This is a genomic window from Streptomyces sp. NPDC037013, from assembly GCF_055607265.1.
In genome coordinates this window covers 165527-185073 of sequence record NZ_JBVJRV010000006.1, presented here as the reverse complement: position 1 = coordinate 185073, position 19547 = coordinate 165527, and the positions used below count along the sequence as shown (strand labels likewise).

The 19547-nt window shown below is 69.4% G+C and carries 18 protein-coding genes; 11 read left to right on the top strand and 7 right to left on the bottom strand.

Features of this window, described 5'->3' with window-relative positions; all coding sequences use genetic code 11:
- Nucleotides 1-148: 148 nt before the first annotated feature.
- Together ACZ7DY_RS23060 and ACZ7DY_RS23055 are read right to left on the bottom strand one after the other, a co-directional pair.
- A complete protein-coding gene (locus ACZ7DY_RS23060) occupies nucleotides 149-1390 on the bottom strand; it encodes a cystathionine gamma-lyase (protein WP_471137972.1) in 1242 nt (413 codons plus the stop codon).
- Nucleotides 1391-1525: 135 nt separating this feature from the next.
- Nucleotides 1526-1903: a phage holin family protein gene (locus tag ACZ7DY_RS23055; RefSeq protein ID WP_471137970.1), complete on the bottom strand. Its 378-nt coding sequence runs from the start codon at nucleotides 1901-1903 to the stop codon at nucleotides 1526-1528.
- A 157-nt stretch (nucleotides 1904-2060) separates the two neighbouring features.
- Between ACZ7DY_RS23055 and ACZ7DY_RS23050 the strand changes: the two genes are divergently transcribed.
- The 4 genes from ACZ7DY_RS23050 (at nucleotide 2061) to ACZ7DY_RS23035 (ending at nucleotide 4442) form a co-directional block, all read left to right on the top strand.
- The gene (locus ACZ7DY_RS23050) at nucleotides 2061-2378 is read left to right on the top strand and encodes a cupin domain-containing protein (protein WP_471137969.1); all 318 of its coding nucleotides are present in this window, start codon (nucleotides 2061-2063) and stop codon (nucleotides 2376-2378) included.
- A gap of 267 nt (nucleotides 2379-2645) precedes the next feature.
- Entirely contained in the window at nucleotides 2646-2867 is a 222-nt protein-coding gene (locus ACZ7DY_RS23045) for a DUF5326 family protein (protein WP_471137967.1), read from the top strand.
- A gap of 310 nt (nucleotides 2868-3177) precedes the next feature.
- Nucleotides 3178-3903 (top strand): IclR family transcriptional regulator, encoded by a 726-nt coding sequence (locus tag ACZ7DY_RS23040; RefSeq protein WP_471138694.1) that lies wholly within the window; start codon nucleotides 3178-3180, stop codon nucleotides 3901-3903.
- A gap of 101 nt (nucleotides 3904-4004) precedes the next feature.
- On the top strand, nucleotides 4005-4442 hold the full coding sequence (locus ACZ7DY_RS23035) for an SsgA family sporulation/cell division regulator (RefSeq protein ID WP_471137965.1): 438 nt from the start codon (nucleotides 4005-4007) through the stop codon (nucleotides 4440-4442).
- Between the two features lie 78 nt (nucleotides 4443-4520).
- Here the strand turns inward: ACZ7DY_RS23035 and ACZ7DY_RS23030 are convergent, their stop codons facing one another.
- Complete coding sequence (locus ACZ7DY_RS23030; RefSeq protein WP_471137964.1) at nucleotides 4521-6059, bottom strand: YibE/F family protein; 1539 nt, start codon at nucleotides 6057-6059, stop codon at nucleotides 4521-4523.
- A 220-nt stretch (nucleotides 6060-6279) separates the two neighbouring features.
- On the opposite strand from ACZ7DY_RS23030, the gene thiC reads away from it, so the two are divergent.
- The 4 genes from thiC to ACZ7DY_RS23010 all read left to right on the top strand — a co-directional run bounded on the left by thiC (nucleotide 6280) and on the right by ACZ7DY_RS23010 (nucleotide 11292).
- On the top strand, nucleotides 6280-8091 hold the full coding sequence (gene thiC / locus ACZ7DY_RS23025; protein WP_471137962.1) for a phosphomethylpyrimidine synthase ThiC: 1812 nt from the start codon (nucleotides 6280-6282) through the stop codon (nucleotides 8089-8091).
- Nucleotides 8092-8383: 292 nt separating this feature from the next.
- Nucleotides 8384-9364 (top strand): hypothetical protein, encoded by a 981-nt coding sequence (locus tag ACZ7DY_RS23020; protein ID WP_471137960.1) that lies wholly within the window; start codon nucleotides 8384-8386, stop codon nucleotides 9362-9364.
- Between the two features lie 165 nt (nucleotides 9365-9529).
- Nucleotides 9530-10249, top strand: coding sequence for a hypothetical protein (locus ACZ7DY_RS23015; protein ID WP_471137959.1), 720 nt, complete (start codon nucleotides 9530-9532; stop codon nucleotides 10247-10249).
- Nucleotides 10250-10326: 77 nt separating this feature from the next.
- Entirely contained in the window at nucleotides 10327-11292 is a 966-nt protein-coding gene (locus tag ACZ7DY_RS23010) for a hypothetical protein (RefSeq protein WP_471137957.1), read from the top strand.
- On the opposite strand, the gene ACZ7DY_RS23005 is transcribed toward ACZ7DY_RS23010, so the two are convergent.
- The 3 genes from ACZ7DY_RS23005 to ACZ7DY_RS22995 all read right to left on the bottom strand — a co-directional run bounded on the left by ACZ7DY_RS23005 (nucleotide 11293) and on the right by ACZ7DY_RS22995 (nucleotide 14786).
- Nucleotides 11293-12186, bottom strand: a complete 894-nt coding sequence (locus tag ACZ7DY_RS23005) for a hypothetical protein (protein WP_471137955.1) — start codon at nucleotides 12184-12186, stop codon at nucleotides 11293-11295.
- Nucleotides 12187-12366: 180 nt separating this feature from the next.
- Entirely contained in the window at nucleotides 12367-13437 is a 1071-nt protein-coding gene (locus tag ACZ7DY_RS23000) for a metallophosphoesterase (RefSeq protein ID WP_471138693.1), read from the bottom strand.
- A gap of 227 nt (nucleotides 13438-13664) precedes the next feature.
- The gene (locus ACZ7DY_RS22995) at nucleotides 13665-14786 is read right to left on the bottom strand and encodes a LacI family DNA-binding transcriptional regulator (protein ID WP_471137954.1); all 1122 of its coding nucleotides are present in this window, start codon (nucleotides 14784-14786) and stop codon (nucleotides 13665-13667) included.
- Nucleotides 14787-15190: 404 nt separating this feature from the next.
- On the opposite strand from ACZ7DY_RS22995, the gene hisC reads away from it, so the two are divergent.
- On the top strand, nucleotides 15191-16270 hold the full coding sequence (gene hisC, locus ACZ7DY_RS22990) for a histidinol-phosphate transaminase (protein WP_471137953.1): 1080 nt from the start codon (nucleotides 15191-15193) through the stop codon (nucleotides 16268-16270).
- A gap of 36 nt (nucleotides 16271-16306) precedes the next feature.
- Here the strand turns inward: hisC and ACZ7DY_RS22985 are convergent, their stop codons facing one another.
- Nucleotides 16307-16681: a cyclophilin-like fold protein gene (locus tag ACZ7DY_RS22985; RefSeq protein WP_471137951.1), complete on the bottom strand. Its 375-nt coding sequence runs from the start codon at nucleotides 16679-16681 to the stop codon at nucleotides 16307-16309.
- 276 nt (nucleotides 16682-16957) lie between these two features.
- Here ACZ7DY_RS22985 and ACZ7DY_RS22980 point away from each other — a divergent pair, with 276 nt between their 5' ends.
- Together ACZ7DY_RS22980 and cydB are read left to right on the top strand one after the other, a co-directional pair.
- Nucleotides 16958-18502 (top strand): cytochrome ubiquinol oxidase subunit I, encoded by a 1545-nt coding sequence (locus ACZ7DY_RS22980; RefSeq protein WP_471137949.1) that lies wholly within the window; start codon nucleotides 16958-16960, stop codon nucleotides 18500-18502.
- Between the two features lie 19 nt (nucleotides 18503-18521).
- Nucleotides 18522-19526, top strand: a complete 1005-nt coding sequence (cydB, locus tag ACZ7DY_RS22975) for a cytochrome d ubiquinol oxidase subunit II (protein ID WP_471137948.1) — start codon at nucleotides 18522-18524, stop codon at nucleotides 19524-19526.
- The last annotated feature ends 21 nt before the right edge of the window (nucleotides 19527-19547 follow it).

Here is a 19547-nt window from a genome sequence, read left to right as displayed (position 1 = left end):
ATATGTCGATAGGTCTCTGTCGCTACAGTGATTGGACACTGACGCAGAGTCAACTAGCCTTGTTGGCGCGGTTCTCCGCGCGCAGAACCGGAACGGTCCGAGCCAAGAGGGGGGAGGCTCGGACCGTTCGTTGTACGTAGCCGTGCGGTCAGCCCGCCGTCCCAGCCGACTCATCCAGCGCGCGCAGCACATCCGCCACCAGGTCGGCCGGGTCCTCGGCACCCGCGGAGAAGCGGATGAAGCCCTCCGAAACGGCGTCTCCGCCCCAACGTCGGCGGCGCTCGGCCGTGGACCGCACGCCGCCGAAGCTGGTGGCGTCCTCGACCAGGTGCAGTGCTTCGAGGAAACGCTCGGCACGCGTGCGCGTGGGCAGCGTGAAGGAGACCACGCACCCGAAGCGCCGCATCTGCCGTGCGGCGACCTCGTGGGAGGGGTCGTCGGGCAGTCCGGGATAGCGCAGACCCGAAACCTCGGGACGGTCGCGCAGCGCCTCGGCGAGTGCCAGGGCGTTCGCGTTCTGCCGGTCCGTGCGCAACTGGAGCGTGGCGAGCGAGCGGTGCGCGAGCCAGGCCTCCATCGGCCCCGGGATCGCCCCGACGATCTTGCGCCAACGCCGTACGGAATCCATCAGCGCCGCGTCCCGGCAGGCGACGTAGCCGAGGAGGATGTCGCCGTGGCCGGTGAGCATCTTGGTGCCGCTGGCGACCGCGAAGTCGGCGCCGAGTTCGAGGGGTCGCTGGCCGAGCGGGGTCGCCAGGGTGTTGTCGACGGCGACCAGGGCGCCACGCGCGCGTGCCGCGTCGGCGAGCCGCCGGACGTCGCACACGTCGAGGCCGGGGTTGGACGGCGTCTCGATCCAGAGCAGCTTGGCGCCGTCCAGGACGTCGAGCTGGGCGTCCCCGCCGGTCGGCGCGGTGCGCACCTCGATCCCGTACGCCGTGAGCTGCTCACGGACCAGCGGCAGGACCTGATAGCCGTCGTCCGGCAGGACCACCGTGTCGCCGGCGCGCAGCTGGGAGAAGAGCACCGCGGAGATCGCGGCCATGCCGGAGCCGAAGACCAGCGTCTCGACGTCCGTACCGGAACCGGGTGCTTCGAGCTCGCCGATGGCGCGCTCCAGGTGGGTCCAGGTGGGGTTGTCGTCGCGACCGTAGGCGTAACCGCCAGTGGGGTCGCCCGGCAGGTGGAAGTGGGCGGCGAAGACGGGACCGGGCAGCGTCGGCTCGTGCTTCACCGGCTCCGGCAGCCCGGCCCGCACGGCGCGCGTACCGTCGCCGATGCGCGCCGTACCGTCGTGGAGGCCCGCCGTGGCCCCGCTGTTGCCCGCTTTGTCGTTACCTGCTTGGCCGTTGCGCGCCCCGGCGTCGCCCGTGGTTCCCGATTCCGTCATGCCGGCCGCCTCTCCACTGCTTCACGTACAGCGCCGAGCGGGCTGTCGCTCGACGCTCCGCCATTCTCAAATACTCGTCCGACGAACCCCTCGACCGTCCACATGCTGTCGGCGCGGCCGAGGCGCACTGGGGGCTCAGTCGTCGTCGGGGAGGACGACGTTCATGGCCCAGGAGACGATCGAGATGATCAGGCCGCCCAGTACGGCGGTCCAGAAGCCATCGACATGGAAGCTGACGTCGAGCTTGTCGGCCAGCCACGAGGTGAGCAGCAGCATCAGGGCGTTGACCACCAGCGTGATCAGGCCGAGCGTCAGGATGAACAGCGGGAAGGTGAGGACCTTCACCACCGGCTTGACCAGGAAGTTCACCAGGCCGAAGAGCAGGGCGACGACGATGAGCGTGCCCACCTTCTTGCCCGTGCTGTCACCGGTCAGCGTGATCTTGTCGAGCAGCCACACGGCGACGGCCAGGGCCGCGGCGTTGGCGATCGTCTTGACTAGGAAATTCTTCATGTGTCTGATCGTGGCAGACAGGGGTCGACAACGGTCGGCCCACGAGGACCACGACGACCGTGGGCAACGGCAGTCCGAGCGGTGGCGCGGGGCTCGGCAGAGCGCTGTCGGCAGCCCCGGCATCAGCACGGGCGTCAACGAGGGGTGTACGAGGACGATGAAGGCATTCCGACTGGACGAGCTGGAGGCGGAGCGCGCCGCGAACGACGGCGCGTACCTGCAATTCCTGCGGGAGCGGAACATGTCGGTCGGGCTGTACGCGCTCGACGCCGGGGAGTCCGACCCGCAGCAGCCGCACGGGCAGGACGAGGTGTACATGGTCGTCAGCGGCCGGGCCTCGATCACGGTCGGCATGGAGACCACGCAGGTCGCGCGGGGCAGCGTCATCTATGTGCCGGCCGGTGTGGCCCACAAGTTCCACCACATCAGCGAGGACCTGCGGGTACTCGTCGTCTTCTCGCCGCCCGAGTCCTGATCTTTCTTCCCCGCTTCTCTCTCCCCACTTCTTTCTCCGTGTCGTTCTCCGCGTCCTTCTCTCCTTCCGGGGAGTGACCTCGTCAGGGCTGCGGCCTCGGGGTTCCCTCAGGGTCGGATCAGGGGAGGACAAGGGCTCCGAGGCCCCCGCGGAGCCCTTCGGCGCCCTAGCATCGAATGTGAGAAGCAAGGTACCTGCGGAGATCCGGGAAGCCGCGCGGCTGCGAGGAGCGCAGAAGTGCGGACAGAGAAGAGAGAGGTAAGGACGATGGCAGCGAAGGAGATCTTTGCGGGAATGCCGTGGTGGGTGAAGTGGGTGGCTGTGCCGGTCATCGCACTCGTCGTGTTCGGCAGCGTGATAGCGGCTGTTGTCGGATTCGTGGTCGCCCTCCTGTTCAAGGCGCTGATATTCGTGGCCTTGGTCGGTGGACTCATTTATGTCGTACGCAAGTTCATATCCGGCTCGTCCTCGTCACGCACCGATTGGTGACGGTCGACGATGGGCGATGACGACCGGCAATGACGACGGGCGACCGATTGACCGCTGACACCGCTCGGTGAGTTTCCGCAACGGTTCCCTCGCCCGGGGGAAGTTTTCCCTGCGGGCGCCGTAGAACCGAGGCCAAGGATTAGAGTCCGAAAACCGACGCGGGGTCGACCCCCGCGGACGGGTGTACGCGCACTGTCCCCCCCCACGTCACTTCGGGCAGAGGCTGTCCCCCCACGTGTTTCGGGAGTGAACCTTGGCCGCGGTCGAAAGCACCACTGTCCCCACCGCCCAACCGACCCTCATCGGCTCCGTGCAGCGGGCGATGCGGCTGCTGGAAGCCGCCGCCACCCACCAGGGCGGGGCCCCGGCAAAGCAGTTGGCCCGCGAGGCGGGGATCGCGCTCCCCACGGCGTACCACCTGCTGCGCACCCTGACCCACGAGGGCTATCTGCACCGGGACAAGGGTGTGTTCATGCTCGGCGAGGCGGCCGAGCGGCTGGGCAGCAGCGGGGCGCGGCAGAACCGGCGCAGAGCGATCGAGGAGTGCCTGGCGCACTGGCGCGACACGATCGGCGTGCCCGTGTACTTCGCCGTGTACCGCGAGGGCGAGATCGAGCTCGTGGCCGTCGCCGACACCCCGGGCAATCCGGCCGTCGAGGAGTGGGCGGACTTCCGGGAGACCGGGCACGCCCACGCGATCGGCCAGTGTCTGCTGGGTCAGCTCGACGGCGCGGCGCAGCTGGATCACCTCGACCGCTATCCGGTGCAGTCGATCACGCGGTATTCGGTCCGGGACGAACGGGCGTTCCTGCGCCGGCTCGGCACGAGGGAGCGGATGCGGCCCGTGGTGGAGCGTCAGGAGTACGCACTCGGGACGGTCTGCGCGGCCATCCCGGTCACAGCGGGTGACACCGCGGCGACCGTGGCCATCTCGGTCCCGGCCTATCAAGCGGACCGGTTGCTGCCCGCGGCCCAGCGATTGCAACGGGAGATCGGAAAGCTACTAGGGACACTCTCCTTCTCTATCAGCATCTGAAAACTCACTCCTTGTGATCCGGTGAGTACGTTGAGCAAGATGCCAGGGTGTCAGGGAGTTGGTTCCTGGCTCCTTGAGGCCGAGTGACGGGGTAGGGCGCGATGGGTGAGACGGTGCAGGCTGAGGTCATGATGAGCTTCCTCGTTTCCGAGGAGCTGTCATTCCGTATCCCGGTGGAGCTCCGCTACGAGCTCGACGATCCCTATGCCGTGCGGCTGACGTTCCACCTGCCGGGGGACGAGCCGGTGACCTGGGCCTTCGGCCGGGAGTTGCTGATCGACGGGGTGGGCAGGCCCTGCGGGGACGGTGACGTGCGGGTCGAGCCTGCCGGTGCCGCACTGCTCGACGAAGCGCTGATCAGGCTTCAGGTCGGCGGTGACCAGGCGCTGTTCCGGGTGGGTATTCCGCCGCTGCTCGCCTTCCTCGACCGTACGGACAAGTTGGTGCCGCTCGGGCAGGAGCGGGCGCTCGCCGACTTCGACGCCCATCTCGACGAGGCGCTCGACCGGATCCTCGCGGAGGAGCAGAACGCGGGCTGACCCCGCTGCCGTCAACTGATGGTCGTGGATGGCATTTTGGTGCATTTCACGGCAGAGGGAGGGCGGTACCGGGTCCGGTCAGCGCTTGCGGCGTCGCCCCTTCCCGCCGCGGGACGACCGGGTGGCCCCGACATTGGCCACCTCCGCCCCGGTGCTCACGCCGGCCCCTGACCCCATACCCACACCCACACCCACCCCGGACGTGCGGTCGGCCGAGACGACCAGGGCCGCCAGTGCGGTCGTCACCGGAACCGAGGCGACCAGGCCGATCGAGCCGATCAGGGTGCGCACGATCTCCTCGGCGACCAACTCGCTGTTGGCGACCGTGCCCACGCTGGACTGCGCGATCGAGAAGAGCAGCAGGAGAGGCAGCGCGGCACCGGCGTAGGCGAGGACGAGGGTGTTGACGACCGAGGCGATGTGGTCGCGGCCGATGCGGATGCCCGCGCGGTACAGGCCGCGCCAGCCCATCGTCGGGTTGGCCTGGTGCAGTTCCCAGACCGCGGAGGTCTGGGTGACGGTCACGTCGTCGAGGACGCCGAGCGAGCCGATGATGACGCCCGCGAGCAGCAGGCCGCTCATGTCGATGGACGGGTACAGGCCGTGGATGAGGCCGGTGTTGTCGTCCGTGTTGCCGGTCAGGGAGGCCCAGCCGATGAAGAGGGAGCCGAGCAGGCCGATCAGGAGGAGGGAGATGAGCGTGCCGAGTACCGCGACCGACGTACGGGCCGTGAGGCCGTGGCAGAGATAGAGCGCGATCAGCATGATGGCGCTCGCCCCGATCACCGCCACGACCAGCGGGTTCGACCCCTGGAGGATCGCCGGCAGGATGAAGAACGTCAGCACCAGGAAGCTGATGGCGAGTGCGACCAGGGCCATCACACCGCGCAGCCGTCCCACCACGACGACGGCGAGCGCGAAGATGCCGGCGAGCAGGGCCATCGGGAGCTTGCGGTTCACGTCGGTGACGGAGTACTGGAGTCCTTCGGGGGCCTTGGGCTCGTAGGCGACCACCACCTGCTGGCCCTGCTTCAGTTGCCGGGGCGAGTCCGGCTGGATGATCTCGATGAAGGTGCGGCCCTTGTCCTTGCCGCTGGTGACCTCGACCGTGGCCTTCTTGCAGGTGCCCGCGGCCCGGGACTGGGCGGACCGGCCCTCGGCCGTGGAGGTGTCGCCGTTGGGCGTGGGCTGTGAGGGGCTCAGCTCCTTGCAGGGCAGCTCCCGCACCTTCGTGACCTTCGCTGCCTGCGTCTGGCGGTCGAAGCCGACTCCGGTGCGTTCGTGGCCCGGTGTGCCGCCCGGCCACAGCACGGCGAGGCCCACGACGACCGCGGCGGCGAAGGGGATCAGTACGGCTGCGATGACCTTGCGCAGGTGTTGGGAGACGGGAGCGGCGGGCCCGTGACTGTGCGAGTGCCCATGCCCGCCGTGGCCTCCGTGCCCGGAGTGGCCGCCATGCCCCCCGTGGCCCCCATGCCCGGAGCGGTGGCCTCCGTGTCCCCCGTACTCGCCGTCGCGCGTCTCACCTCGGCCGTTGCCCTGGGAGGGCGGGGTCGGGCCGGGTGGGCCGGACGGGGGGCGAGAGGGCGGCGGGGGCGGCGGCTCTGTGGTGGTCACTGCCCGATCATCGCAAGAACGGAGGGGGCCCTCTGTTCAGCGCGCCCGACATGACGCTAGCGTGGAGCCACCTTTGCAATCGCGGGAGCTCGGAGCACCGGGCTGAGAGGGCGCTGACCTCCGTACGACGGGCACGACGATCGTGTACGAGCCGTACGGAATCCGCTGCGTCGACCGCCGAACCTGTTACCGGGTAATGCCGGCGTAGGGAGTAGGTCTCATGACCACATCGGACGCACGCACGCCTGCCTCCAGGAGCGACGAGAGCACCGTCGCGACTGACGAGGCCGGGAAGTCCATCGGCTGGCACAAGGCGTATGTCGAGGGTTCGCGCCCCGACCTGCGGGTGCCGGTCCGCCAGGTGCACCTCACCAACGGCAAGTCCGTCACCCTGTACGACACTTCGGGCCCGTACACCGACCCGTCGGCCGACACCGACGTCCGCCGCGGTCTGCCGCCGCTGCGCGAGAACTGGATCATCGCCCGCGGTGACACCGAGGAGTACGTCGGCCGCCCGCCCCGTCCCGAGGACGACGGCATCAAGCACACCTCGCCGCGCGGCGGGCTGAAGAACCTCGACGCGGTCTTCCCCGGCCGTCCCCGTCAGCCGCGCCGCGGCCGCCAGGGCCAGGCGGTGACGCAGCTCGCGTACGCGCGACGCGGTGAGATCACGCCCGAGATGGAGTTCATCGGGATCCGCGAGAACATGGACCCCGAGATCGTCCGGGAGGAGGTCGCCGCGGGCCGCGCGGTGATCCCCGCCAACGTGAACCACCCGGAGATCGAGCCGATGATCATCGGCAAGAAGTTCCTGGTGAAGGTGAACGCCAACATCGGCAACTCCGCGGTGACCTCCTCCATCGAGGAGGAGGTGGACAAGATGACCTGGGCGACCAAGTGGGGCGCCGATACGGTCATGGACCTGTCCACCGGCCGCAACATCCACACCACCCGCGAGTGGGTGCTGCGCAACTCCCCCGTGCCGATCGGCACCGTCCCGCTCTACCAGGCCTTGGAGAAGGTCGACGGCAGGGCCGAGGAGCTGACCTGGGAGATCTACAAGGACACGGTCATCGAGCAGGCCGAGCAGGGCGTGGACTACATGACGGTGCACGCGGGCGTGCGCCTTCCGTACGTCCCGCTGACCGCCAACCGCAAGACCGGCATCGTCTCGCGCGGCGGCTCGATCATGGCGGCCTGGTGCCTCGCGCACCACAAGGAGAGCTTCCTCTACGAGCACTTCGAGGAGCTCTGCGAGATCCTCGCGGCGTACGACGTGACGTACTCGCTCGGCGACGGCCTGCGGCCCGGTTCGATCGCGGACGCCAACGACGAGGCGCAGTTCGCCGAGCTCCGTACGCTCGGGGAACTCAACACGATCGCCAAGCGTCACAACGTACAGACGATGATCGAGGGCCCCGGGCACGTCCCGATGCACAAGATCAAGGAGAACATCGACCTTCAGCAGGAGATCTGCGAGGAGGCGCCGTTCTACACGCTCGGTCCGCTGACCACGGACATCGCGCCCGCCTACGACCACATCACCTCCGGCATCGGCGCCGCGATGATCGGCTGGTGGGGCACGGCGATGCTCTGTTACGTCACGCCCAAGGAGCACCTGGGCCTGCCCAACCGCGACGACGTGAAGACCGGCGTCATCACGTACAAGATCGCGGCGCACGCGGCGGACCTCGCCAAGGGGCACCCGGGCGCGCAGGACTGGGACGACGCGCTCTCGGACGCGCGGTTCGAATTCCGCTGGGAGGACCAGTTCAATCTGGCCCTCGACCCGGTCACGGCACGGGAGTTCCACGACGAGACGCTGCCGGCCGAGCCGGCGAAGACGGCGCACTTCTGCTCGATGTGCGGGCCGAAGTTCTGCTCGATGAAGATCAGCCACAGCATCACGGAGCAGTTCGGCGGCACGGCGGCCGCGGGGGCGTCGGCCGAGGAGGTCGCCGAGGGGATGCTCCAGAAGTCGAAGGAGTTCGCGGCGAGCGGCAACCGGGTCTACCTGCCTCTGGCCGACTGACCCGCGTACGGACTGCCCCGCCCCGCCCCGTAAGGCCCCGGCCACCGCGCTCGGGGCCCTACGGGCGGGCGTCCAGGCCCACCCCACCCCACCCCACCCCACCCCGTACCGCCGTAACGGAACAGCCAAGATCGCGCGCAGGGCGGCCGGCGTCCCTACTCTGCCTGACATGGGCGGGATCGATGTGGCCAACGGGGTCGTCGGCGCGGTGCTGGGGATGCTGTTCGCCGTGCTGTTCCAACAGCCGTTACAGAACGCCTGGTAGGGGCTCCGGGCCCGCTCCACGAGAGCGGTGCGCGGTCTGCGGCAGCGGGAGGAGTCCGGCCCCGCGTGGCGCACGTTCTCGCTGGGCCCTCTCCACACCTCCGCCCTGATCGTGGAGGGGGACGGTGAGTCGGCCATACCTGCCGATGCCATCTACGTCCACGTCCTCGACGAGGAGATCGAGCTGCCGCCGGAGATGGGCGGCTGGCGGGTCGAGATCGAGTCCGAGAGTGCGCGTCTGCGTGCGGAGGGTCGGACTCCGTTGTGGAACGGTCCTCGCTACGCGGTCGACGCGTTCGACGTCTCCCGTACCGCGCTCGACGAACAGCCCGAAGTGCATCTGCGGTTGCGCCCCACCGACTACTACACCTTCCTCGCGGCCCAGCAGCTCGACCGCCGTCTCTCCGACGGGACGACGCCTCGGTCCCGTTTTCTGGACCCGGACCGGCCACTGCTGGCACCCGCCTTCCTGCAGTGCAGTTTCGCCACCAACGTCGCGGTGGTGACCTCCGACGACATGCTGATCGTGAGCCAGCGCAGTGAGCGGGTCCGGATGGCGCCGGGCGTCTGGAACTCCTCCGTGAACGAAGGCATGTCACGGCACATCGACTCGTCCGGCCGGAGCGCCCCCGAGCTGCACGCCGTCGCACGGCGCGGCATGCGGGAGGAACTCGCCGTCGAGCCGCACGAGTACTCCCTCGAACTGCTCGCCTTCGTGCTGGACATCGACCGGCGGCACTGGAGCGCCCATTTCTACGCCAGGCTGAAGGACTTGACCCACGAAGGGCTTCAGGCGCGTATGAGCAGGGGAGTCGCGGACCGATGGGAACATCAGACCATCGACTGCGTCCCCTTCCGCCCGGCGACAGTGGTCAAGTACATGTTGCGTGCCGATCGGATCCACCGCTGGGCTCCTCTCGCCCCGGCGCTCTTCCACCTCGCGCTGGTGCACGTCTACAGCCGTACGACGGTCGAGCGGGCCGAGGCGCAGGTTCTCCGGCGCATGTAGACGGGCGTGTGCGTCGGGTGCCATTCTCCTGAGACCACACAGTTCAGGCACGGGTGCCATAGGTGGTGGTGCGGTATGGCGACATTGCTGCGGACCTTGCTGCGGGCTTCGCCGCGGCCATCGACTCGGGCGTGGTCACGGGCTCGGGTGTGGTTACGGGCTCGGGTGTCCCGGGCCGTCGTTCTTCTGCTTCTGGGGCTCCTCTGCCTGCCCTCTCTCGCCGCCTGTGGGGGCGACGGTGATGACGACGGGAGCGGTGGGGCGAGTTCGTCCGGAGGCGGCGTTGCCGCTTCCGGGGGCGGGGTCGTCGACGGCGGCTCGACCACGGGGGGATCGACCGCGGACGGGTCGACCGAGGGCGGTTCGATCGCGGGCGGCGGCTCGGGGGACGACACCGGCGGTACCGGCGACGCCGGTGGAAGCAGCGGCAACGGCGGTACCGGCGGCGGCAAGGTGCCGACCGCGCCCCTGAACATCCCGCCCATCAACTACAAAGGACGGCCCTTCGACGCCGTCACCGCCTTCGGCAAGCAGACCTGGGACCTGATCCAGGGCGATGTCCGCACCGCCTGCAAGGACGGCACGGTCTGCCTCCAGCTCGAACGGCTGTACAGCACCACGCTTCCCGCGGACGAGACCGCCAACGTCGACGAGTGCGGCTTCGTGAAGATCTCGCCGGGCGCGGGCACACCGGTGGACCGCGGCAGCGTCCTGACGGTCGTCGGGCTCGGACCCTGCGTGGGCGGGACGCCCGGCGGAGGCTCGCCCCCCGAGGGGACGCCGCCCGAAGGATCGCCGCCGGAGGGTTCGCCGCCCGAGGCCTCACCTCTGGCCGGCTCACCCGGAGCAGCCGACCCCGTCACCTGGACCTCCCGTACTCCATGACCGCACAGGAACCCCCCGAATCCAGCGCATCTCCCGCATCTCCCGCATCTCCCGAATCCCCGCTCGGCATCCAGCAGTTGTGGACGATCGTTGGCACGATCATCGCCCCGACCAGCCTGATCACCGCGTTGCTCTACTACTTCGGCTGGCACCACGCGTACTGGTTCTTCGACTACTTCGGGGTGAACTCCACCGTCCTCGGCTTCGGCACGACCGACTACCTGATGCGCAGCCTGGACGCGCTCTACGTGCCCCTCACCGTCACGGCGGGCGCCGCGCTGCTCGCCTTCTGGGGCCATGACCTGCTCCGCAGGCGCCTCACCGCCGGCACCGGAGTGCGCCTGCTGCGGCGTGCGCTGCCCGTCATGGCGGGTGTCGGCGCGCTGCTCACGCTCGGCGGCTTCTGGTCCGTGCTCGCCCCGACGTTCCTCCGCGACCTCCTCGTGGCGGCGCCGCTGAGCCTGTCGTTCGGCGTACTGCTCCTCGCGTACACGCTCCACCTCTGGCGTACGCTCCCCGACCGCCCGCCGGACGACACCACCGACGCCGATGACGCGGGCGGGACCAATGACGCGGACGACACCGACGAACCCCCCACCACCCCGGCTGCCAACCCGGCCCCGACCCCACCCCCACCCCGCCCCGCCGCGTCCGCCCTCGCCGAGTGGGGTGTCGTCCTCGTGCTGGTGGGGCTCGGCCTGTTCTGGGCGGCCAACGATTACGCGGCCGCCGTCGGTGAGACCCGCGCCCGCGAGTTCGTCGCGGGGCTGCCCACCTACCCGTACGCGATCGTCTACAGCGCGGACAGTCTCAGCCTCACCGCGCCGGGGGTGCGCGAGACCCGCTGCCGGGACCGCAAGGCCGCCTACCGCTTCCGCTACGACGGGCTCAAGCTCATGCTGCAGTCCGGGGGGCAGTACGTCCTCGTGCCCGAGCGGTGGTCCCGGGCCGACGGCGTGGCCGTGCTCATACCCCGGTCGTCGTCCGTGCGGATCGAGTTCGCGCCGCCGCTCGCCGGCAGCGGCGCCTCGGGGACGTGCTGACTACTCCGGCTTGTGCTCGGGTCCGCCGAAGTCCGGGCTGGAGAAGTCAGGGCTCGAATAGCTCGGTCGCGGGCCCGCCGCCGGGCCGCCGTCCGGGCTGCTGAACCCGGGCCGGTGGTAGCCGAGTTGGGGCATGCGGCCGTTCGCGCCGGATTCCCCGGCACTCGACGACGGCGTGCGGGCGGCGGGGGCGCCGCCCGGGTCCGTCAGGGCCTCCCGCAGGAACGGCACGACGCCCCGCTCGAGGAGCGCCCGCCCCCAGTCCTCCCTGGCGCGAGACACCTCCTCGTGCAGCTCGCCGTGGAGTCCTGCCTGGAGCGAGGTGGAGCCGTTGCGCAGAGCGGTCAGGAGCAGGCCGACCGCGGCGACCAGGATGCCGCCCGCGGTGAGCGCGCCGAACAACCACCCGGCGGTGAGCAGGGTGTCCGCGAAGGCAGGCTCGGGGGTGAGCATCTTCAGGATGTAACCGACCAGCAGGAAGATCGCGGCGGCCGCCCCGGCGAGGACGGGTACGAGGACCGCGACGACGGCGATCGCCCCGGCACCCGCTGCCGCTGGTTCCGTCACCTCGCCCATCGTGGTGGCGAGGCCGATGCCGCCGGAGCCCGACTCCGCGGCGCTCTGTCCGTTCCCTTCGCGGATCGATGTGGACGTCGGTCGAGGTTCGCGCAACTCCTCGCGAACCTTCACGTAGTGCGCGTACTCGGCCGCGGCCGCGGCCGTGATCAGTGCTGTCGCGTTCAGGGCCATGGTGCGCAGTTGTTCGGTGTTGAGCCGCCGGCCCACTGCGGCGAGTTCGGGACGTTCTGGTGCCGTGCGCAGCGCCTCGTCGAGGATCCGCTCAAACTCGGGGCGGTCCTCATTGAGCAGGTGTGGAGCGCTGTTCATGTGCATCCCCCGATGCTCCGTAGGGCTGAAGCTCGCATGACTGCGAGCCGTTGGGCAGAAACGGAGGGGAGCCTGCTACGGATACGCCGATGGTAGAGCCGTGACGGCGTGCGGTGACAGGGGGTTTCCGGAAATTGCCCCTCTGGCCAGGGTGATCGTGTAGAGGGGCGTCTTCCCGGAGAACGCTCAGTCAGCCAAGGGTAGTTGGCGGACCAGCAGCTTTCCGGCCATGGTCACTCCGCCGTCCATGGCGATGGCCAGACCGTCGGCGTAGACGTGCGGACCCTCGATGACGGGGCCGCCGCCGTCCGACTCGTCCTCGGAGCCGACGTCGCCCAGGAGGTAGGGGATGGGGCTGTGACCGTGGACGATGCGGGTGCCGCCGTAGACATCGAGGAGTTCGCGGGCGGCCGAGGGGCCCGACTCGTCGCGGAAGGCGAAGCGCTTGGTGAACTTGCGGAAGAGGTCCCAGCACTCGTCCGCGTCGTTGCGCGTGAGGGTCTCCCGGATGGTGTCGTTCACCGCCTCGATCGAGTCGCCGTAATCCAGATAGGCGGTCGTGTCGGAGTGCACGAGCAGGTGGCCGTCGGCCTCCTCCATCGCGTCGAGGCGGGCCATCCACTGGAGGTGGTGGTCCTCCAGGCGCTCCATGTCGGTCTTCTGCCCGCCGTTGAGCAGCCAGGCGGCCTGGAAGGTGGCGGTGCCCGCGCCGGAGTTGACGGGGGTGTCGCCGAAGCGTTTGGCGCCGAGCAGGAGCAGCTCGTGGTTGCCCATGAGCGCCTTGCAGTAGCCGCCGGCGGCCGCGGCCTCGGCGGAGAGCCGCATCACGAGGTCGATGACGCCGATGCCGTCGGGCCCGCGGTCGGTGAAGTCGCCGAGGAACCACAGGCGCGCGTTGCCCGCGGCCCAGTTGCCCTCGGCGTCGATGAGACCCTGCTCCCGGAGGGCCGCGAGAAGCTCCTCCAGATAGCCGTGCACGTCGCCGACGACGAACAGCGGACCGTGCTCGTCGCCCGCCCGCGGCTGCGGGGGCTCCGGCATGACCTGCACCTGGACGGTGTCGCCCCGGTTGATGACCGGCAGGTCGCGCTGGGTGGGCGTGTACCCCTCGTCCGGCAGCTCGCCGGGCGCCGGGGGGCTCACCGGGGCGGGACCGGTGGTCTCATGAACGTACGCAGGTACGCGGAAGTCGCGCAGCGTCGCCGTCCGCACATCGGGTCCCTGACCGGCCCCCTGAGTCATCGACCCCTCCACCACCATTGCGCCGCATCTGCACCGAGATCGGACTGCCTGGTCGCAGCGGCCCGCGGTGTCGTCCGCCCATCATAGGAATGCGGCTCCCGCTGTGTGGTGCACCAGGGGTGGTGAATCGGTGCCGGACCCGGGTTCACCGTGGATTTCTCCCGAATTGGGCAGAGGTTTCCCCGTTGGTGGCGGGAAGGAAACCGGCCTCTGCCCGGTCTCGGGTGTGCGGGCGGGAGCGGTCAGCCGTGGCCGGGCGAGCGGGGCGGGCTGACCGTCGTGCGCGGCGGCCGTCGCTCGGACGAGGTGCGCACGATCAGTTCGGTCGGTATCACCTGCTCGACGGGGGTCCCCGAATCGAGGCCCTCGATGGCGTCGATGAGGAGCTGTACGACGGCCGTGCCGATGCGCCGGGGCTTGAGGGAGAGGGTGGTGATGGGCGGTTCCGTCGTGGCGTACACCGTGGACTCGCTGCAGCAGACGAGCAGCAGGTCGTCGGGGACGCGCAGCCCGTACCGCCGGGCGGCGGCGAGCAGGTCGGTGCCGTTGGGGTCGAAGAGGCCGTAGACGGCGTCGGGTCGGTCGGGTCTGGCGAGCAGCCGGTCGGCGGCGACGGCGCCCGCGCACGGGTCGTGGGCGGGGTAGGACTCGTAGACCGGATCCTGCCCGACGCGTTCGCACCAGCGCAGGTAGGCGGTGGTGGAGAGGTGGGTGTACGTGTCCGTGGTGGTGCCGGTGAGGAGGCCGATCCGGCGGGCGCCGGCGGCGGCGAGGTGGTCGAGGATCTCCAGGACCGCGGCCTCGTGGTCGTTGTCGACCCAGGCGGTGACCGGGAGCGAACCCGCCGGGCGGCCGTCGGAGACCACCGGCAGGCCCTGCCGGACCAGCTCGCTGACGACCGGGTCGTGGTCGGAGGGGTCGACGACGACGGTGCCGTCGAGCGCGACGTTCGACCACACGTCCACCGGGCTGCGGCGCGAGGTGGCGGGGAGGATCACCAGGGCGTACCCCCTGGCGAGGGCGGCCGAGGTGGCGGCTCTGGCCATCTCGGCGAAGTAGGCGAACTCGGTGAAGGTGAAAGGTTCATCCCCGTACGTCGTCACGGTCAGGCCGATGAGGCCGGACTTGCCGGTACGGAGGGTGCGGGCCGCCGCGGACGGGCGGTAGCCCAGCCGTTCTGCGACCTCGCGGACGTGGCGTCGGGTGGCGTCGGGCAGCCGACCCTTGCCGTTGAGGGCGTCGGAGACAGTCGTGATGGAGACACCGGCGGCGGCGGCGACGTCTCTGATGCCCGCTCGACTCTGCCGGTTGCCCCGGCGGGCGGTCTCCGCTCGGCTCACCTGGTGCTTCCCTGCTGCTGTCATGGCGAGCCGATAGTAGGGCTCATGGCGGTGGGTAGCAGGGGCGCATATTCACTCGTTGACAGGCACGTTTCTGCAAGGCCCTGCGGGGTCAATGACCTTGGAACAGAAGGCAGTTGGTCGGCTCGACGGGCAGCTGCCCCTGATCGTCTCGCATGGGCCTGCCAAATGGGCCAGGTCTCGAAGAGGTCTCAACTCACCTTCACGGGGGACGCGCGCCACGGAGCGAGCCACCGGCGCACGGGGGAGCACGGGGCGCTCCCCCCTCTCCGTACGCCTTCGTGCGCCTTGTACGCCTTTGCCCGATCGTTCTGGGGCCGATGCGGGAAGCCCATTCGCAGGGGCGTCGAATCCTCATAAGGTAAGCAGTATTCGAACGGCTGTGACTGGCTACGAGGAGGACTGCGGTGAGCGAGACGAACCCGAGGCTGCGCGCCGAGCTGGAGGGGATCCCCACCTACAAGCCGGGCAAGCCCGCGGCGGCCGACGGTCCGGTGGCCTACAAGCTGTCCTCGAACGAGAACCCCTACCCGCCGCTGCCCGGCGTCATGGAGAGCGCGCTCGCCGCCGCCGGTTCGTTCAACCGCTACCCCGACATGGCGTGCACGGCCCTGATGAGCGAGCTGGCCGAGCGTTTCGGGGTGCCCGTCTCGCACATCGCCACGGGCACCGGCTCCGTCGGCGTCGCCCAGCAGCTGCTGCAGGCGACGTCGGGCCCGGGCGACGAGGTGATCTACGCGTGGCGCTCCTTCGAGGCGTACCCGATCATCACGCAGGTCAGCGGCGCGACCTCCGTGCGGGTGCCGTTGACGGACGGCGAGGTCCACGACCTCGACGCCATGGCCGACGCCATCACCGACCGCACCCGGCTCATCTTCGTCTGCAACCCCAACAACCCCACGGGCACCGTCGTCCGCAGGGCGGAGCTCGAACGCTTCCTGGACCGGGTGCCGCGTGACGTGCTGGTCGTCCTGGACGAGGCGTACCGCGAGTTCATCCGCGACCCCGAGGTGCCGGACGGCATCGAGATCTACCGCGACCGCCCGAACGTCTGCGTCCTGCGCACCTTCTCCAAGGCGTACGGCCTCGCGGGTCTGCGCGTCGGCTTCGCGGTCGCCCACGAGCCGGTGGCCGCCGCGCTGCGCAAGACGGCGGTGCCCTTCGGCGTGAGCCAGCTGGCGCAGGACGCGGCGGTGGCGTCGCTGCGCGCCGAGGACGAGCTGATGGGCCGGGTCGGCGCGCTGGTCGCCGAGCGCACGCGCGTGGTCGAGGCGCTGCGGGGCCAGGGCTGGACGGTGCCGGAGACGCAGGCGAACTTCGTGTGGCTGCGGCTCGGGGACCGGACCATGGACTTCGCGGCGGCGTGCGAGAAGGCCGGTGTGGTCGTGCGGCCGTTCGCGGGCGAGGGGATGCGGGCCACGATCGGCGAGACCGAGGCCAACGACATCTTCCTGCAGGCGGCGGAGGCCTTCCGCAAGGAGCTGTAGCCGGCGTGGCTGACGGAGGCCTTCCGCAGGCCTCCGTCAGTCCTCCACGGCCTCGACCCGGATGGGGTCGCCACTGCGCACGGTGGCCAGCAGGCGGGGGTCGCCGTCCAGCCGGCCGAGGAGGTTGCACGGGCTCGCGAGGCGGCACTCGTCGCCCCGCGAGATCGGTGTGGGGCCGTAGGGGAGGGCGAGGGCGTCGCCGTCGGTCCAGAAGGCGACGGTGCCGGGTTCGACGACCTGCTGGGCGCCGCTCTCGCGCGGGGTGCTGACGCCCGTGTCGAAGTAGACCTCCTCACCCCAGGTGTGGGCGGTGGAGGCGAGCGGCAGCACCTTGCCCAGGGCCTGGGCGGTCGGGGTGTCATCCAGCGTCGCTGTCAGGTGCCCGGCGGGCCAGGAGATCCGTATCTGCATGGCGTGGATTCAACAATATGTTGAAGAGATGGGGAAGGCCTCGGACGACGTTCCGGGGCCTTCTTCGCGTTCTCCCCGCCGGGTCGTGCCGTACCCCCAGTAAGTCGAGCCGTACCCACGGTAAAAGGGGACCCCCCTTTTGGGCCCCGACAGCCCGTACGACATAATGCTTGTGAATGTGAACGCGTTCACAAGCGTGTCCCGGTTCATCCGGAGATCAGCGGGACAAAAGGGGCGCATCGCCTCCTGGCCCGCGGTGAGTAAGGAGAAGACGCAGTGGACCTGGCTCTGGCGCCGGAAACCCTGGCGCGATGGCAGTTCGGCATCACGACCGTCTACCACTTCCTGTTCGTCCCCCTGACGATCTCGCTCGCCGCCCTCACGGCGATCCTCGAGACCGCGTGGGTGCGGACGGGCAAGGAGCACTACCTCAGAGCGACCAAGTTCTGGGGAAAGCTGTTCCTGATCAATATCGCGATGGGTGTCGTCACCGGCATCGTCCAGGAGTTCCAGTTCGGCATGAACTGGTCCGACTACTCGCGCTTCGTCGGTGACGTCTTCGGCGCTCCGCTCGCGTTCGAGGCGCTGATCGCCTTCTTCTTCGAGTCGACCTTCATCGGCCTGTGGATCTTCGGCTGGGACAAGCTGCCGAAGAAGCTGCACTGCGCCACGATCTGGATCGTCTCGATCGGCACCGTCCTGTCGGCGTACTTCATCATCGCCGCCAACGCCTTCATGCAGCACCCGGTCGGCTACAAGATCGTGGAGCGGGACGGCACCAAGCGCGCGGAGCTCACCGACTTCGCGAAGGTGCTCTTCCAGGAGACGGCGCTCGTCAACTTCTTCCACGTCATCTCGGCGGCCATCCTGGTCGGCGGCGCCTTCATGACCGGCATCGCCATCTTCCACCTGCGCAAGAAGCGGCACGTGCGCACCATGCGGATGTCGATGCGGCTCGGCCTGCTCGCCGCCTTCGTCGGCACGCTGCTCACCGTGATCAGCGCCGACACCCTCGGCAAGGTCATGTACGAGCAGCAGCCGATGAAGATGTCGGCCGCCGAGGCGCTGTGGGAGTCCGAGAAGCCGGCGCCGTTCTCGCTCTTCGCCTACGGCGACGTCGCGAAGGGCCACAACGACGTGGCCATCCAGGTCCCCGGCGTTCTGTCCTTCCTCGCCAAGAACAACTTCGACGCCGAGATCCCCGGCATCAACGACCTCAACAAGGAGGCGCAGGACAAGTTCGGGCCCGGCGACTACCGGCCCAACATCCCCACCGCCTACTGGTCGTACCGCTGGATGATCGGCTTCGGCGGGGTCTCGATGGCGCTCTGCACCGCGGGCCTGTGGCTGACCCGCAAGAAGTTCTGGCTGGCGCCGGAGCACCGCACCGGCGCGGACGAGATCCCCAAGCTGATGCTCACCAAGAACAAGGAGCTCGCGCCGCGGCTCGGCACGTGGTGGTGGCGGCTCTCGCAGTGGACGCTGATCTTCCCCCTCATCGGCACGGCGTGGGGCTGGATCTTCACCGAGACGGGGCGACAGCCCTGGGTGGTCTACGGCGTGCTGCGCACCAGGGACGCGGTCTCCCCCGGCGTCTCGCAGGGCGAGGTCCTCACCTCGCTGATCGGGTTCACGCTGATCTACGCGATCCTCGCCGTGATCGAGGTGAAGCTGCTGCTCAAGTACGTCAGGTCGGGTCCCCCCGAGCTGACCGAGGCGGACCTCAACCCGCCCACGAAGATCGGCGGCCCCGGCTCGGGCAAGGGCTCGGACTCCGATGCCGACTCGGATTCCGACCGGCCGATGGCCTTCTCGTACTGAAGGAAGGAGGGACGAGGACATGGAACTTCACGACGTCTGGTTCGTACTGATCGCCGTCCTGTGGATCGGCTACTTCTTCCTGGAGGGTTTCGACTTCGGGATCGGCGTCCTCACCAAGCTGCTCGCCCGCGACCGCGTCGAGAAGCGGGTGCTCATCAACACCATCGGCCCCGTCTGGGACGGCAACGAGGTGTGGCTGCTCACGGCGGGCGGCGCGACCTTCGCCGCCTTCCCCGAGTGGTACGCGACGCTCTTCTCCGGCTTCTACCTGCCGCTCCTGCTCATCCTGGTCTGCCTGATCGTGCGCGGTGTCGCCTTCGAGTACCGCGCCAAGCGGCCCGAGGAGCGCTGGCAGACCAACTGGGAGCACGCGATCTTCTGGACCTCGCTGATCCCGGCGGTGCTGTGGGGCGTCGCGTTCGGCAACATCGTGCGCGGTGTGCGGATCGACGCCCACAAGGAGTACGTGGGCAGCTTCTGGGACCTGCTCAACCCGTACGCGATCCTGGGCGGCCTCGTCACCCTGACGCTGTTCACCTTCCACGGAGCGGTGTTCGCCTCGCTCAAGACGGTGGGCGACATCCGGGTGCGGGCCCGGAAGACGGCCCTGGGCCTCGGGCTGGTCACGGCGGTGCTCGCGCTCGGCTTCCTGAGCTGGACGCAGGCCGACAACGGCGACGGCAAGAGTCTGGTCGCGATGATCGTGGCCGTGGTCGCGCTCGTCGGAGCCATCGCGGCCATCAAGATCGGGCGTGAGGGCTGGTCGTTCGCCCTGTCGGGGGTCACGATCGCGGCGGCCGTCGCGATGCTCTTCCTGACGCTCTTCCCGGACGTCATGCCCTCGTCGCTGAACGAGGAGTGGAGCCTTACGGTCACCAACGCCTCGTCGAGCCCGTACACACTGAAGATCATGACGTGGTGCGCGGGGGTCGCGACGCCGGTCGTGCTGCTCTACCAGTCGTGGACGTACTGGGTGTTCCGCAAACGGATCGGTACGCAGCACATCGCGGACGCGGCGCACTGACCCCTTCCGTCCTGCCGGCCG

Coding starts and splice junctions, on each gene's coding strand:
- thiC (WP_471137962.1), top strand. CDS start 6,280: ATGACCACATCGGACGCACGCACGCCTGCCTCCAGGAGCGACGAGAGC.
- ACZ7DY_RS23035 (WP_471137965.1), top strand. CDS start 4,005: ATGGGTGAGACGGTGCAGGCTGAGGTCATGATGAGCTTCCTCGTTTCC.
- ACZ7DY_RS23060 (WP_471137972.1), bottom strand. CDS start 1,390: ATGACGGAATCGGGAACCACGGGCGACGCCGGGGCGCGCAACGGCCAA.
- ACZ7DY_RS23050 (WP_471137969.1), top strand. CDS start 2,061: ATGAAGGCATTCCGACTGGACGAGCTGGAGGCGGAGCGCGCCGCGAAC.
- ACZ7DY_RS22995 (WP_471137954.1), bottom strand. CDS start 14,786: ATGACAGCAGCAGGGAAGCACCAGGTGAGCCGAGCGGAGACCGCCCGC.
- ACZ7DY_RS23045 (WP_471137967.1), top strand. CDS start 2,646: ATGGCAGCGAAGGAGATCTTTGCGGGAATGCCGTGGTGGGTGAAGTGG.
- cydB (WP_471137948.1), top strand. CDS start 18,522: ATGGAACTTCACGACGTCTGGTTCGTACTGATCGCCGTCCTGTGGATC.
- ACZ7DY_RS23055 (WP_471137970.1), bottom strand. CDS start 1,903: ATGAAGAATTTCCTAGTCAAGACGATCGCCAACGCCGCGGCCCTGGCC.
- ACZ7DY_RS23005 (WP_471137955.1), bottom strand. CDS start 12,186: ATGCACATGAACAGCGCTCCACACCTGCTCAATGAGGACCGCCCCGAG.
- ACZ7DY_RS22985 (WP_471137951.1), bottom strand. CDS start 16,681: ATGCAGATACGGATCTCCTGGCCCGCCGGGCACCTGACAGCGACGCTG.